Source organism: Fibrella aquatilis, from assembly GCF_017353255.1.
GTDB classification, from domain to species: domain Bacteria; phylum Bacteroidota; class Bacteroidia; order Cytophagales; family Spirosomataceae; genus Fibrella; species Fibrella aquatilis.
Genome location: NZ_JAFMYU010000022.1, coordinates 86,792 through 102,064, shown reverse-complemented (window position 1 = coordinate 102,064; position 15,273 = coordinate 86,792). Strand labels below are relative to the sequence as shown.

At 56.2% G+C, this 15,273-nt stretch carries 11 protein-coding genes; 5 read left to right on the top strand and 6 right to left on the bottom strand.

The window, feature by feature from the left end:
- Nucleotides 1–2 precede the first annotated feature (2 nt).
- Nucleotides 3–2,228 carry an efflux RND transporter permease subunit gene (locus tag J2I48_RS22400; protein WP_207337739.1) on the top strand — a complete coding sequence of 742 codons (2,226 nt, stop codon included), beginning with the start codon at nucleotides 3–5 and terminating at the stop codon, nucleotides 2,226–2,228.
- A gap of 130 nt (nucleotides 2,229–2,358) precedes the next feature.
- Nucleotides 2,359–2,754 (top strand): hypothetical protein, encoded by a 396-nt coding sequence (locus tag J2I48_RS22395; RefSeq protein WP_207337738.1) that lies wholly within the window; start codon nucleotides 2,359–2,361, stop codon nucleotides 2,752–2,754.
- A 101-nt stretch (nucleotides 2,755–2,855) separates the two neighbouring features.
- Here the strand turns inward: J2I48_RS22395 and J2I48_RS22390 are convergent, their stop codons facing one another.
- The 4 genes from J2I48_RS22390 to J2I48_RS22375 all read right to left on the bottom strand — a co-directional run bounded on the left by J2I48_RS22390 (nucleotide 2,856) and on the right by J2I48_RS22375 (nucleotide 7,846).
- Nucleotides 2,856–3,719 carry a sigma-70 family RNA polymerase sigma factor gene (locus tag J2I48_RS22390; RefSeq protein WP_015331426.1) on the bottom strand — a complete coding sequence of 288 codons (864 nt, stop codon included), beginning with the start codon at nucleotides 3,717–3,719 and terminating at the stop codon, nucleotides 2,856–2,858.
- Nucleotides 3,720–3,791: 72 nt separating this feature from the next.
- On the bottom strand, nucleotides 3,792–5,927 hold the full coding sequence (gene pnp, locus J2I48_RS22385) for a polyribonucleotide nucleotidyltransferase (RefSeq protein ID WP_207337737.1): 2,136 nt from the start codon (nucleotides 5,925–5,927) through the stop codon (nucleotides 3,792–3,794).
- A gap of 292 nt (nucleotides 5,928–6,219) precedes the next feature.
- Entirely contained in the window at nucleotides 6,220–6,495 is a 276-nt protein-coding gene (rpsO, locus tag J2I48_RS22380) for a 30S ribosomal protein S15 (RefSeq protein ID WP_207337736.1), read from the bottom strand.
- A 154-nt stretch (nucleotides 6,496–6,649) separates the two neighbouring features.
- Nucleotides 6,650–7,846, bottom strand: a complete 1,197-nt coding sequence (locus tag J2I48_RS22375; protein ID WP_207337735.1) for a helix-turn-helix transcriptional regulator — start codon at nucleotides 7,844–7,846, stop codon at nucleotides 6,650–6,652.
- 336 nt (nucleotides 7,847–8,182) lie between these two features.
- On the opposite strand from J2I48_RS22375, the gene J2I48_RS22370 reads away from it, so the two are divergent.
- Complete coding sequence (locus J2I48_RS22370; protein WP_207337734.1) at nucleotides 8,183–9,613, top strand: aldehyde dehydrogenase family protein; 1,431 nt, start codon at nucleotides 8,183–8,185, stop codon at nucleotides 9,611–9,613.
- A 64-nt stretch (nucleotides 9,614–9,677) separates the two neighbouring features.
- Here the strand turns inward: J2I48_RS22370 and J2I48_RS22365 are convergent, their stop codons facing one another.
- Together J2I48_RS22365 and J2I48_RS22360 are read right to left on the bottom strand one after the other, a co-directional pair.
- Nucleotides 9,678–11,060 (bottom strand): serine hydrolase, encoded by a 1,383-nt coding sequence (locus J2I48_RS22365; RefSeq protein ID WP_207337733.1) that lies wholly within the window; start codon nucleotides 11,058–11,060, stop codon nucleotides 9,678–9,680.
- Between the two features lie 76 nt (nucleotides 11,061–11,136).
- Nucleotides 11,137–12,267 carry a helix-turn-helix domain-containing protein gene (locus J2I48_RS22360; protein WP_207337732.1) on the bottom strand — a complete coding sequence of 377 codons (1,131 nt, stop codon included), beginning with the start codon at nucleotides 12,265–12,267 and terminating at the stop codon, nucleotides 11,137–11,139.
- A 106-nt stretch (nucleotides 12,268–12,373) separates the two neighbouring features.
- On the opposite strand from J2I48_RS22360, the gene nspC reads away from it, so the two are divergent.
- Nucleotides 12,374–13,612 carry a carboxynorspermidine decarboxylase gene (gene nspC, locus J2I48_RS22355; RefSeq protein ID WP_207337731.1) on the top strand — a complete coding sequence of 413 codons (1,239 nt, stop codon included), beginning with the start codon at nucleotides 12,374–12,376 and terminating at the stop codon, nucleotides 13,610–13,612.
- 125 nt (nucleotides 13,613–13,737) lie between these two features.
- Nucleotides 13,738–15,261 carry an L-piperidine-6-carboxylate dehydrogenase gene (gene amaB / locus J2I48_RS22350; protein ID WP_207337730.1) on the top strand — a complete coding sequence of 508 codons (1,524 nt, stop codon included), beginning with the start codon at nucleotides 13,738–13,740 and terminating at the stop codon, nucleotides 15,259–15,261.
- Nucleotides 15,262–15,273: the final 12 nt, after the last annotated feature.

The window sequence follows — 15,273 nt, the reverse complement described above, 5'->3', positions numbered from 1 at the left end:
ACATGATCACGTTCTACAAAATCCGTTACGTACTCTTACTACTGACGCTCGTGGCCGGGGCGTGGTTGTGGCCGGGGGTGAAAACGGCGCTTGTGGTCGATAACAGCCTGACGGTCTGGTTTCTGGAAGGAGATCCCAACCTAGTGGCTTACCATGATTTTCAGCAGCGGTTTGGCAACGATGAAGTGGTGATCGTGATGGTCCGCGACGAACATACCCTCCTCTCGCCGTCCTACTTCAACGCGTTCACTGGCCTGTCTGCTGCACTGGAAGCTATCCCCGACGTCGAAAGCGTGATTGGGCCGGGCAATGCCAGCCTGCCCACCCGCAACCTGCTCGGCCCCGCCCTCACGCCCCTGCTAACCCCCGACACCCCACCCGCCGACGTGCGGGCGTTGCTGACCTACCAGCCTACCCTCCGGGGGCAACTTTTCGCTGCCGACTACAAAACCGCCCGCTTCCTGGTCGTGCTGAAAAACCAGCCCGATTTCGACAGTCGGCGCGGTAGCATCCTGGACAGAATCAAGGCCACCGTACACCGGCAGCTACCTCAGAAACAGGTTTATTTTGGTGGGGTGGGCATCATCTATGCCGGATTGAACGCCCTCTCGCAGCACGATTTCGGCCTTTTTCTGAGCCTGGGCTACCTGCTCATGTTGCTCTTGTTCTGGTGGATCTACCGCCAGCCCCTGCTCCTGGGCTATACCGTCGGCATCGTGGCCCTGTCTACCTACCTCACCTTGGGTATCTACGGGGCGTTTGGCTACCGGATCAACCTCATGACGGTACTGTTACCGGTTATTATTGTCTTGCTGGGCGTAATGGATGCCATACACGTCATCAACGAGCGCAACCAGCTTACCAAAGCGGGTCTTAGCCCATTAGATAGCACCCTGGAGGCCCTGCAACGCGTATTTAAGCCCTGCCTGTTCACCATGTTTACTACCGCTGCCGGGTTTCTGGCCCTGGAAACCAGCCCCATGGCTATCCTGAAAAACTTCGGTTTGTTTGCCGCCATCGGCATTCTGCTCTGCCTGTTTTTCACCTACCTGCTCGGCGTGTTGCTGCTGCCCTACACTCAGCCATCGCGCAAAATCACCACCCTCACCGGCGACAAACTGGCCCAACTGCTGACCCTGGTGTTAACCCGAAAAGGCTTGTTTAGCAGCTTATCACTGGGATTGATGGGCATTTTTGCTCTGGGCATTACCTTCCTCCAAACAGACACCTACACGCTGGGTTATTTTCCCCAAAACCACCCCGTGGTGCAGGACCATACGCGTATGGAAGCCGCCTGGGGACCCTATATGCCGCTGGAACTGCTGGTGGAACCTAAAGAAGGTCGGCCGCTCTACAGCGTGGCGGTGGTGCAGGCCGCCCGTGCCTTTGCCGATTCGGCTCAGACGCTGCCGGGCGTAGGACAGGTGTTCGGCTTTCAGTCGCTGTATGTGGGTGGGCTGGAGGCGGTCTACAAAGACAAAAGCAGGCGGTTATTGCAAAGCCCGGCGGCCCTAAAACAGGCGCATCGCCAGCTGACCAGCCAGTACCCACAGCTTGCCCAAAAATTCATCCACGAACCCTCGCATACCGGGCGCATCACGATCTCCGGGACCATGCTATCGGCCGGAGCGCTGAGTACCAAAATGGACACCCTCATGCGCATTTCCGACACCACGCTGGGGCGGGTGGCCACGGTGAAACCGGCTGGTTATCAGCCCATGTATGCTGGCATTGTTAACTACGTCACCACCTCGCAGGTCAGCAGCCTGCTGCTATCCTTTGGGCTGATCTTCGTGCTGGTCTGGCTCTTTATCCGCAACGTAAAACTGGCGGCACTGACGGTAATTCCCAACCTGTTTCCTGTGCTGGTGATGCTGGGGGCCATGGGCTGGCTGGGCATCTATCTCGACACCGCCACGGCCAGCATTGGTGCCATTGTGCTCAGCTTCTGCGTCGACGATTCGGTCCACTTCATCTACGCCTACCAACAAAACCGTCACGCCGGTCAGTCGCCCGCCGCCGCCCGGCTGACCACCATCACCCACGTAGGGCCAGCCATTGTGCTCACGGCCATCGTGCTCTTTTCGGGTTATATACTCATGGTATTCGGCTCACTGAAAACCGTGCAGTTGTGGGGCCTGCTCACGGCTATTGCCATTGCGGGTGCCCTCTACGGCGAACTCGTCATCTTCCCCCTCGTGCTGGAACGCTTTGATCGAAACCAATGACCAAAATCCACTTGCATCGTTAACAAACCGTTCATCCCAGCCGTGCAACAAATCCCCCCCTCAGTCGTCTTTGCGGTGAAGGCTGGCGAACATCTCGCCCGTAGTACATACCTCAAACCAACCAACGACTATGCATGCGCTTCTCTGCTCTCTCCTGCTGGTTTCCAGCCTCCACACACTCCCCAAAGACCCCATTCAGCAGGAAAGCCGACGGGGTCGCCTAACCAAGCTGGTTCGCTTCGACGTGGGTGCTTACCTGGCCGCCAACGGTACTAAGCTCCGCCTCAACGTCGATAAACAACTGGGCGGCTTAGTCTACGTGCAACTCATGGACCGCAACGGTACGCTCTACTTTGACCAGACCCTCCGCGCCGATGAGGACGTGCTCCGTGTAAGTCTGGACCTAAGCCACCTCACCGATAATGCCTATACGCTGCGAGTCTCCAATGGACTTGATACTATCATCCGGGAGATTAAGATCGCGACCAAACCCGTGCAGGAAAGCCGCTCCGTCACGTTGCAATGAGTCCGAGCTGGCACATAAAAAAGCCCCATCCAACAGTGGATGGGGCTTTTTCGCAATATGCAATAAACCTATAAGGTTTTGGAAACCTTATAGGTTTGGTCTTATCCCAAATACGTCTTCAACGCCTTCGAGCGCGAAGTGTGGCGTAGGCGGCGGATGGCTTTCTCCTTGATCTGACGCACACGCTCGCGGGTGAGGTTGAACTTCTCACCGATTTCTTCGAGCGTCATAGCGTGTTCGCCGTTGAGGCCAAAATAGAGCGTGATCACGTCGGCCTCGCGTTGGGTGAGCGTCGAGAGCGCGCGTTGTACTTCTTTGCGCAACGAGTCGTTGATGAGGCCCGAATCAGGCTTGTCTTCGCCGTCGTTTTCGAGCACGTCGAGCAGGCTGTTTTCTTCACCTTGCACAAACGGCGCATCCATCGACACGTGACGACCCGAAATCTTCAGCGTATCCACCACTTCGGCGGGCGAAATATCGAGCACCGCAGCAAGTTCTTCCGGCGACGGCTCCCGCTCAAACTTCTGCTCCAGATCGGAGAACGTCTTCGAAATCTTGTTCAGCGAGCCTACCCGGTTCAGGGGCAGGCGTACAATCCGAGATTGCTCGGCCAGGGCCTGCAAAATAGACTGGCGAATCCACCAAACGGCGTAAGAAATAAACTTGAAACCACGGGTTTCGTCGAAACGCTGCGCGGCTTTGATCAGACCCAGGTTACCCTCATTGATCAAATCGCCCAGCGACAAGCCCTGGTTTTGGTATTGCTTGGCAACAGACACCACAAAGCGTAGGTTGGCCTTGGTGAGCCGCTCCAGCGAGAGTTGGTCGCCTTCCCGGATCTTCTGGGCCAGCGTAACCTCCTCGTCGGGCGTCAGCAGGTCAACCTTACCAATCTCCTGGAGGTACTTATCCAGCGACTGACTTTCGCGGTTGGTAATCTGTTTTGAAATTTTTAGCTGTCTCATGATATGCTGAGGATGGGGTACATAGGTAGTAAATGCACCTACAGTCCACTTACTACCTATATTTTCAACAAGTTACGCCTTGGTATTGTTCTCCGGGCGGGGCAGCAATGCCTTACGAGATAAACGATATTTGCCCGTCTTTTTGTCGATTTCGACCAGTTTCACCCGCACGGTTTCACCTACCTGGAACACACCGTCCATGGTTTCGAGGCGCTCCCATTTCACTTCTGAAATGTGCAGCAGACCGTCTTTACCCGGCAGGAATTCCACAAAGGCACCAAACGGCTGAATGGTCTTCACTTTGCCGTCGTAGATTTCACCTACTTCGGCGGTGGCCGTGATGCCTTTTACGCGGCTAACGGCCTTGTCCATGCTCTCCTTGTTGGTCGCATAGATGCTGACAAACCCAGCACCGTCGCGCTCTTCGATGTTGACCGTAGCCCCCGATTCGCGCTGAATTTCCTGTACTACCTTGCCACCGGGTCCGATTACTGAGCCGATCTGATCCTGGGCAATCTTGATGACGTGGGCACGGGGAGCAAACGGCTTCAGGTCGGGCTTCACCGCCGACAGACCCTTCATCATTTCACCCAGGATGTGCAACCGACCCGCCTTAGCCTGATTCAGGGCTTCGGTCAGGATTTCGTACGAAAGGCCATTTACCTTCATGTCCATCTGCACGGCGGTGATACCCTTTTCGGTACCCGTCACCTTGAAGTCCATGTCGCCCAGGTGATCTTCATCACCCAGGATGTCCGACAACACGGCGTACTTGCCGGTGGCTTCGTCAGAGATCAGGCCCATGGCAATACCGGCCACGGGAGCTTTGATTTTGATACCGGCATCCATCAGGGCCAGCGTACCGGCGCATACCGTGGCCATCGATGATGACCCGTTCGACTCCAGAATGTCAGATACGATACGAATAGTGTACGGGTTGTCCTGACCTTCGGGCAGCATGCCTTTCAGGGCGCGGTGGGCCAGGTTACCGTGGCCAATTTCGCGGCGTGAGGCACCCCGGTTGGGTTTCACCTCACCCGTTGAGAAGCCGGGGAAGTTGTAATGCAGGAGGAATTTGTTGTAGCCCTGCTGCAACGCCTGATCCACGATCTGCTCATCCAATTTGGTACCCAGGGTCACGGTAGTCATCGACTGCGTTTCGCCACGGGTAAATACCGCCGAGCCGTGAGCGCGGGGTAGGTAGTCTACCTCGCACTGAATGGGCCGGATCTCGTCGAGTTTGCGGCTGTCCAGACGGTAGCGCTCGTTGAGCACCAGGTTCCGTGAGGCTTCCCACACCACGTCGCTGAAATAGGTCTTGATCAGACCGGTGTTTACGTCCGTGCCTTCGGGCAATGAGGCAATGTATTCTTCACGAACGGCCTTGAAGCCTTCAGAACGGGCTTTTTTGCTTGCCTGACCTTTCAGTGCCACTTCATACACCTTATCATACGTAGCGGCGTGAACGGCTTTGCGCAGGTCTTCGTCGTGCGACTCGTGGTTGTAGGTCCGCTTTTCGGTCTTACCTACTTTGGCTTCGAGTTCTTTCTGGGCAGCGCACTGAAGCTTGATGGCATCGTGGGCTATTTTCAGGGCCTCCACTACTTCTTCTTCCGAACACTCTTTCATCTCACCTTCCACCATGTTGATGTCGTTGGCGTTGGCGGCCACGATCAGGTCAAGGGTAGCGTTTTCGAGTTCAGAGGTGAGCGGGTTAATTTTGTACTGACCGTCGATTTTAGCCACGCGCACTTCCGAAATCGGCCCGTTGAAAGGGATGTCCGATACAGCCAGGGCAGCCGAAGCGGCCAGGGCGGCGAGTTGGTCAGGCTGCACTTCGGGGTCAGCCGAGATCATAGTAATCATGACCTGAGTGTCGCCGTGAAAATCTTCGGGGAAGGTGGGGCGCAACGCGCGGTCTACCAGGCGTGAGATCAGGATCTCATAATCTGACAGCCGACCTTCGCGGCGCTGGAAGCTACCGGGGATTTTACCGGCAGACGCGAATTTTTCCTGATAATCGACCGACAGGGGCAGAAAATCAATGCCTTCGCGGGCATCTTTGCTGGCCACAACGGTGGCCAACAGCATGGTGTCGCCGAGGCGGACAACAACGGCTCCATCAGCCTGACGGGCTAATTTTCCGGTTTCGATGGTGATCTCCCGACCATCGGGCAGCGCAACAGTTTGCGTGGTGATTTGAAACATACTACTGGTTTTGATTCTCGCTACAACAGCTTTAAAAACATCGGTCTACCCTACTCCTACCGCTTTCACCACAAAAAGAAGCACCGCTGATGATACTCGGCCAGTGGCACACAAATAGACCCTGGCTGAGGGTACGCCCACAAGGGCTTCGATTTAGAGTTAAGAGTTTGAACAGGGGCAAAAGTCACCCTGTTCGTCGTTACGTTAGCCTGGCTTTCGAGCCAATCAAAAGGGGGTAATAAGAAAACAGGGAACCCGGTAATGAGTTCCCTGTCTGGTGCAGCTGGCCCGCTTACTTACGGATGCCAAGGGCTGCGAGTACGGCCCGGTAGCGGGCAATGTCTTTACGCTGGAGGTAATCCAACATGCGACGCCGCTTACCTACCAGTTTCAGCAGGCCCTGACGGGTGCTGTAATCATGCTTGTGCGCTTTGAGGTGCTCAGTCAAATGATTGATCCGGTACGTAAACAACGCGATCTGAGATTCTGCCGAACCAGTGTCCCCCGGAGTCTTCTGGGCACCCTGAGTGGCGAAAATTTCCTGTTTTTTTTCAGATGGTAAATACATCGTCAGACAGCTTTTTGTTTACAAGATTTGTTTAAAGAGCCGCAAAAGTACGAAAAAATTTACGATGTACGAATTACGATGTACGATTTATGGCTGACGCAGGAGTATTCGAGCGTCAGCCATAAATCGTACATCGTAATTCGTACATCGTAAATCATTTCAACCTGTCTACTTCAAAACGTAGTTCGTCGGCGAGCTGGCGGATGCGGTCGTAGTTGGGGGCGGGCGGGGGGAGTTGCTGGCTTACGAAGGCTTTCACGTCCCAGACTTCCAGTACGTCTTTGAGGGCCACCTCGCGGCTGGGCACGTTGGGGCGGTCGGCGGTGAGGAGCAGCGTGCCTTTGTTTTTCACCTGGTTCAGTACCCGCCGCGCCAGAATGCCCTGGTGCTGAATCAGCAACACATAAAACTGCCCGTCGGTGATGTCGAACCAGTTACGCACAAACTGGCCGATGAGCCACGCGCCGGGGAACAAAAAATCGCCATCGGCCTCGAAGGCGCGGTACTGGCCTGTGGGCAGCATGGGCAGGCGCATGGTAGGTAGGCGCGTGAGGTAATCGGGCTGCTGGAAACGGTGCTGATACTCGTCATACTGCCCCCGCTGCACATAATGGATTGTCTGCGCCGACTGGTCCTGCACGGCCGGGCTGGGTGCTGACTGGGTACCCTGGGGCGGGTTGGAATAATGATTATTGAACGCAGGCACGGGTTCAGTACCGTAGCTGGCCGTGAAGGCAGGTTGTTGCGGCGGCATATTGCCCCGGTTAGTTGGGATGGGTTCATCTACCAACGGCGGTCGCTGAATGGGTACGCCCCGGTCTACTACGGTGCTGCTGCCGGTCATGGTAGGGCTGCGTTCTACCGGCGTGGGTCCCGTTTGGGCTGGGCGCGATTCCCGTACCTCGGTGCGTTCGGTGGGGCGCTGCTCGCCGGGGGGGCGGTAATATTTCTCCAGGACGTTGGCCAACGGCTGCGGTTCGGGGCCTACGCCGGGCATCACAGGGTCGCTGATGAGTGGGGCGGTGGTGAAGTCGACTTCCTCGTCGTCGGCATCATCGCTGAAAATAGGCGGCGGGGTGTTGGAGGCGCGGGGTATAGACCCCGCCTTGCCCATGGGTAAACTCAGGTCGGGCGTTTCGCGGATCTTGCGGAGGTCCTGTTTCAGCAGCTGATCGACGGAGGTGTTGAAGAGTTTAGCAATTGTGATTAGCGTGTTCCAGTTGGGGTTGGCGCGGGCCTCTTCATACGCCCCCAACAGCGACCGTTTGATGCCGATGCGCTGCGAAAACTGCTCCTGCGTTAAGCCATTGAGTTTTCGAAGGTATTTGATGTTGGTGCTGACGAGCGTCATGGTCGGGAATATGTTCTGACAAAATTTTTAGTAAAACAACTGATTTTTTCGTTTCAAGCAAGGGATAAGGGAACGCGGATAGACACGGATTTTTTTGGACAGGATTATCAGGATGGCAGGATGAATAAGATTTTTTGTTTAGGTTCTCTAATCTGCCGAAGCAGAAGAGAAATCCTGTTCATCCTGCCATCCTGATAATCCTGTCCAAAAAAATCCGTGTCTATCCCGCACCGGCGGACCGGCTCAATCCGTGTCATCTGCGTTCCCCTTATCCCTTGCCATCTGAGACTCTTCCCTTTCTTTTTTCGTATTTTTCCTAAAAAATAGCTTATCCCTATGATCGCGCAGGACCCTCAGATAGACCAGAAACGCCAGATTACCATCGCCTTCGACCGCCTCCGGCAGGGCGCACAGGCCATGGCCCTTACCACCGCCGCCGAACGTATTGAGCGAATCAAACGCATCAAGACGTGGATTGAAACCAACAAAGACAAACTCTATGAGGCCATGTATGCCGATTTTCGGAAGCCATCAGCAGAGGTAGACCTGGGCGAAATGGTGGGCCTCATGAGCGAACTGCGGTACATGATTAAGCACCTCAAGACCTGGATGCGGCCGCAGCGCGTCCCCACGCCCCTGTCTATGGTGGGCACTAGCGGCTACCTCAAATACGAACCTAAGGGTGTAGTGCTGATTATTGCCCCCTGGAATTACCCGTTTGATTTGCTGATTGGCCCGCTGGCTACGGCCATTGCAGCGGGCAACGTGTGTATGCTGAAACCCTCAGAGCTGACACCCCACACGTCGGCTGTGATGAAACAGATGATTGCCGACCTGTTTTCGCCCGACGAGGTGGTACTCTTTGAAGGCGATGCCAACACGGCGCAGACCATGCTCGACCTGCCGTTTAACCATATTTTCTTTACGGGCAGCCCCGCTCTGGGCAAGATCGTGATGACCGCCGCCGCCAAACACCTGGCTTCCGTGACGCTGGAACTGGGTGGCAAATCGCCGTTTGTGGTCGATGAGACGGCCAACATCGTGAAAGCGGCGGAGATTTTGGCGTGGGCAAAATTCTTCAACAACGGCCAAACCTGCATTGCGCCCGATTACCTGCTGGTGCACGAGTCGGTGAAGATCCCGCTGATTAACGAAGTCAAAAACGCCGTCGACCGCATGTACGGGGCCGATGCCGCCGCCCGCGCCGCCTCTGAGAGCTACGCCCGGATTGTAAACCCACGCCACTTCCAGCGTGTGAAAGGCCTGATCGAAGACGCCGTAGCCAAAGGAGCCACCGTGCGCATGGGTGGCCGCGTCAACGCCGACGACAATTACGTTGAACCCACCATGATCGACGGCGTCACCGACGAGATGACGATCATGCAGGACGAGATCTTCGGCCCCCTCCTGCCCGTAGTGAGCGTGAAAAACCTGGACGAAGCCCTCCGCCACATCAACAGCCGCGAGAAGCCCCTGGCCCTGTACCTGCACAGCCGCAAGCAGAAAAACATTGACTATGTCATGAACCGCACCTCGTCGGGCAATACGGTGGTGAACGACGCGCTGATTCACTTCACCCACGCCGAACTTCCCTTTGGCGGGGTCAACAACAGCGGCATCGGCAGCTACCACGGTTACTTCGGTTTCCAGGAACTCTCGCACCGCCGGGGCGTGCTCCGCCGCGACTTCGGCACCATGAAATTCCTCTTCCCCCCCTACACCAACCGGGTGCAAAAGCTCATGGGCTGGCTGGTGAAGTACTTCTGACAGTATGCAATTCTACAGTAAGTCAGTATGCAGTGTTGCTGACGCCAGAGCACTGCATACTGACTTACTGCCTCTTCGCTACCGTGTCGCCGTTTTGGTGGATCACTACGTGCGTGACCTGCCCGGATTCGTTTTTGTAGAAGGTCAGCTGGGCGTCGACGACGCTGAGGAAAAAGTCGGTTTCAGTTTCCGGAAAAATCTCCAGTTTGCCCTGCCCCGTCACTTGCAGAAACAACTTTTCATTCTCGAACGTAATAGCCAGGATGCGTTTCTTGTCTAGCTGGTATTTTCCGATATACTGACGCAAGATACTCTCATTCAGCGTGATAGCTTTTCTATTTTTAGGGATTTGGTAGGGCATGTCGGCACTGATGAAAACGAGGTCTCTAACAATCGGCTCGAGCGATGTGAGGTCGGCGGCATCGTCGGTGTTGGCCAGTGCGATAATTACCATGTCCGTCTTTGGAAACAGCATCAGGTACGTAGCGAAGCCGGGCAGGTTACCATTCTGAAAAACCAGATCGTTCGTTGTCTTGAATGTGTTTACGCCCCAGCCGTAGCCCCAGTTAGTTTTGCCAATGGGTGTCAGCGTCTGTTTCCAGTCTGCCGGGTTCAGTACTCGTTCCGCTTGTAAGGCCTGCGTCCAGCGGTACAAATCACCCACGGTGCTGAACATACCTCCCGCCGCGTAGCCCGCTGTAGAGTCGATAGGGGTAACAAGCACCCGGACGGAGTCGCCCTGAAGGGTGTAGGGCGTGGTTTTTCCCAGACGGTGCAGGTTAACAAAATCGAAGCCGGTTTGGGTGAGGTGCAACGGATTGATGAACTGCTCCCGAATCACCGCTTCAAACGGCTTGCCCGTTACTTTCTCGATCACCAAACCCAGCAGAAAATAGCCCGAGTTGGTGTAGTGTTCTTTACCACCCGGTTTGCTCGTGGTCGGTTGGCTACTGAACATCGCGACGATCCTGTCTTTGGAAACAGGGCGCGTGAAATCCACTTTATCCGGGCCGTCTTTCGTGTAGAGAAAGTTTTTGTAGTCGTAAATGCCGGACGTATGGGCGAACAGGTCATTCAGCGAAATCTGGTTGCCGTTGGGGTAATCGGGCAGGTATTGGCTCAGCTTGTCGGTGATGGCCAGTTTGCCTTCGGCCTGTAGCTGCATGATGGCTGCCCCCGTAAACGTTTTGGTGATGGAGCCAAGCTGATAGATGCTACCCGTATCGTTCGGCGTTTTGGTCGACTGGTTCCGCCAGCCGTACCCTTTCTGTAGCAGTACCGTGCCTTTTTGGGCAATAAGCACCGTCCCGTTGAACCGGTGCAGACTGGCCGATGCCGTCAGGTATTCATCCGCTTTTTCGGCAATTGTTCTGGCGGGCTGAGCCTGAACCCGGAAGGCTGGCAGCTGGCTCAGCAGGCAGATCACTGCCAACAATGACTGTTTCATAACACGTCGTTTTTTGGCCAAAACAGACCATAAACAACGTACCCGGCTACTCAAATCTGGATTTGAGCGTTGTTTTTCAGGATGTTGTTTGTTGCTCCACGTACTCTTTCGGCGACCTACCCGTGGCCTGCCGGAATGCCCGCTGGAAAGTGGCCTGCGAATTGAACCCACACTCGAAGGCAATGCCCGTCAGCGTCAGGTGTTTGCTGGCTCGGTCAGTCAGGCGTTGTTTGACGGCCTCAATCCGGTACTCGTTCACAAACGCATTGAAGCTTTTCTGGCAATGCTGATTCAGCACAAACGAAATCGTCTTTGGTGGTAGCTGCACGTGCCGCCCCACCTTCTCTACAGTCAGTTCGGGGTCGAGATACAGCGCGTCGGTTTGCATGGCGTAGGTCAGCGCAGCAATGGTTTTCCCAACGATCTCGTCAGGTACATAAGTGGTGGCGGGCTTCCGGCGGGGCAGGTCGTCGCGGTTAGTGCGAGCGTAGAAATAACCTTTCAGACCCAGCCAGTAAATGAGAAACGTGATGGGTATATAGATTGGATACCAGCCGAAGGTATCGAGCAACGGTCCCCGCAGGCTGGGTACAATGTAGGGCACCAGATGCACCAGCCAGATAGCCTGAAAAACTAGAAAGACGTTCACGAACTGACGCAGCCACCGCCAAGCTGACTGCTGATTATCAGCCGCTACTGGCTGGAATTCACTCAGAAACCGCCTGGTAATCAGCAGATAAGTCATTACAGAGATCCAGCGAGGAATATCGATGTAGGTGTTGTACTCGTCCATGATGGCCCCAAAGGCTGGTCCCTGCTCCTGCCGGAAGAAGCCCAGCAACACCCCGCCCACGAAGACCCAGCCAATCAGCCGACTACCCCAGTCGAGCACCACCGGGTAAAACTGCCGTCGTTCAGCCAGGCCTAACTGAAACGTTGGGTCAAGTACAGACTTCGTATAAAAATAAATTAGTGGTCCTATTGGCATGGCCATGATGAAGGGCAGCATTTCCAGCGCGAAATTCATCCAGTGCTGCCTAATGGGCATACCCACGGCCAGGCTCATGAGCGCCATCAGCCCAATCAACGCCGCCAGCAACCGGTTCGACAACCCACGGCCTTTGGGACTGAACCACAGCAGCGTAGCCAGGATAGACCCCTGCAACGAACCCAGCAGCAAAATCAAATCCAGTGGCGCTATGGTCATGGGGCAAAGATAAGGAGTAGCAGTGGGCAGTGGCAGAAGGCAGGGCTACGCAAGAGTAGTTCTTACGCGCAAGCCACTGCCCACTGCTACTCCTTATCTTTGCCCCATGACAACGCCACAGACCGCGCCTCAAACGCGCTCGTTTGATATCTATGCCGTGCCCTCGCCCTGCTTTGTGCTCGACGAGGCCAAACTACGCCGCAATCTGGAACTGATTGACGCCGTTCAGCGCGAAGCGGAGGTAACCATTATTCTGGCCCTGAAAGGCTTTTCCATGTTCAGCGCCTTCCCGCTTGTGCGCGAATACCTGAGCGGTGCCACGGCCAGCAGCCTCAACGAAATCAAGCTCGTGAACGAGTACATGAACGTACCCGCCCACGCCTACGTCCCCGCCTACCGCGACGATGAGTTCGACGAAATCCTGGCCCGCAGCAGCCACGTCACGTTCAACTCGTGGAGTCAGTGGGAGAGGTTTAAGGGGAGGAAGGAGAAGGGGGAAGAGAGGGAGGAAAGGGTTTCAAACAAACCTCTTCTTCCCCCTCCTCCCTTTCTTCCCCCTTCTCCTTCCTCCCCTTCTTTCGGTATCCGCGTAAATCCGCAGTATTCGGAGGTGGCCACGGACATGTACAACCCCTGCGTGCCGGGGTCGCGGCTGGGGGTGACGCGGGACAAATTGCCCGACACGTTGCCGGAAGGGCTGGAGGGACTGCATTTCCATACCCTCTGCGAAAACGATTCGTATACGCTGGAGCGTACTCTGGAGGCCCTCGAAGAACGCTTCGGCGATCTGCTACACCAGGCCAAATGGGTGAACATGGGCGGCGGCCACCTCATGACCCGCGAAGGTTATGATACCAACCACTTGATTGGCCTGTTGAAAGCATTCCGCGAAAAATACAACGTAGACATCATCATGGAACCCGGTTCGGCCATTGCGTGGCAGACGGGCGTGCTAGTCAGCACGGTGCTCGATGTATTTGATAGTCAGGGCATTGACGTGGCCGTGCTCGATACGTCGTTTGCCGCCCACATGCCCGACACACTGGAGATGCCCTATAAGCCCATCATCCGCGATGCCTACCAGGAACCTGTAGCGGGCAAACCCACCTACCGCCTCGGCGGCATGACCTGCCTCGCCGGCGATTTCATGGGCGACTATTCCTTCGACGAACCGCTGAAGGTGGGCGACCGCATCGTGTTTGAAGACATGATCCACTACACCATGGTGAAAACCACCACCTTCAACGGCGTCGGCCTCCCCGCCATCGGCATCCACAAAGAAGACGGATCGTTCGAACTGGTGCGGGAATATGGTTATGACAGTTTTAAAGATCGATTATCATAAGAGGGAGGAGGGGGAGGAGAGGGACTAAGGGGAAGGAAGGGATTGCTTCGCCAGTGTAATTACCTGTGAGAAGGCAATCCCTTCCTTCCCCTTGGTCCCTCTCCTCCCCCTCCTCCCCCAAATTCATGGAAAACATCCTCCCCGTTCCTCAGCAAAGCTCTAAGCCCGGCACCAGCACCGGGCAGCAGTTCTGGCATTCGTCTGATAAGACCATCGACTCGTATTCGCCTGTCGATGGCAAGTTTATTGCTCGCGTCTATGCCAGCACCCGCGCCGATTATGACCGCGTGGTCGAGACCGCGCAGGCGGCATTTTTGCAGTGGCGGCTTGTGCCCGCCCCCAAACGCGGCGACATCGTCCGGCAGATGGGCGACCAGTTTCGGCTATATAAAAACGACCTGGGCCGCCTGGTGAGCTACGAAATGGGCAAATCGCTGCAAGAAGGCCTCGGCGAAGTGCAGGAGATCATCGACATCTGCGACTTCGCCGTGGGTCAGTCGCGGCAGCTCTACGGCCTCACCATGCACTCTGAGCGCCCCGCCCACCGCATGTATGAGCAGTACCACCCGCTGGGTGTGGTTGGCATCATATCGGCGTTCAATTTCCCCGTGGCCGTTTGGTCGTGGAACGCCATGCTCGCCTTCGTCTGCGGCGACGTATGCATCTGGAAGCCCTCCGAAAAAACACCGCTGACGGCCCTCGCCTGTCAGCAGATTATCCAGGACGTGCTGCGCAACAACGACGTGCCCGAAGGCGTCTCGTGCCTCGTAACGGGCGGGCGCGACGCGGGCGAATGGCTGGCGCGTGACCCCCGCGTGGCGCTGGTGTCGGCCACGGGCAGCACCCGTATGGGCAAGGCCGTGGGCGTAGCCGTGGCCGAACGCATGGGCCGCAGCCTGCTCGAACTGGGCGGCAACAACGCCATCATCGTCTCGCCCCACGCCGACCTCGACATTGCCATTCCGGCCATTGTCTTCGGCGCGGTGGGCACCGCCGGGCAACGCTGCACCACCACCCGCCGACTGATTGTGCACGAGAGCATCCTGCCCGAACTACGCACCCGCCTGGCCCGCGCCTACGCCCAGCTCCACATCGGCGACCCGCTGGAAATGGGTATCCACGTCGGCCCGCTGATTGATAAAGAGGCGGTGACCAACTACCAGAAAGCCATAACCGAGATCCGGGCGGCAGGTGGTACCTTCATTGTCGAGCCGGGTGTGCTGGACGGAACTGGTTATGAGTCAGGCTGTTACGTAAAACCCTGCGTGGCCGAAGCGCGTAACGAGTGGCCCGTGGTGCAGCGCGAAACCTTCGCTCCTATCCTCTACGTCATGTCGTACAGAACGATTGACGAGGCCATTGCCCTGCAAAACGGCGTACCTCAGGGGTTGTCATCGGCGATTTTCACGCTCAACCTCCGCGAAGCCGAGCAGTTTTTGTGCGTGGCCGGGTCCGACTGTGGCATTGCCAACGTGAACATCGGCACGTCGGGAGCTGAAATTGGTGGGGCGTTTGGCGGCGAAAAAGAAACCGGTGGTGGCCGCGAGTCGGGTTCCGACGCCTGGAAAGCCTACATGCGCCGCCAGACCAACACCCTCAACTACGGCACCACCATGCCCCTGGCGCAGGGCATCACGTTTGAGTTGTAAGTGAGTAAGAAG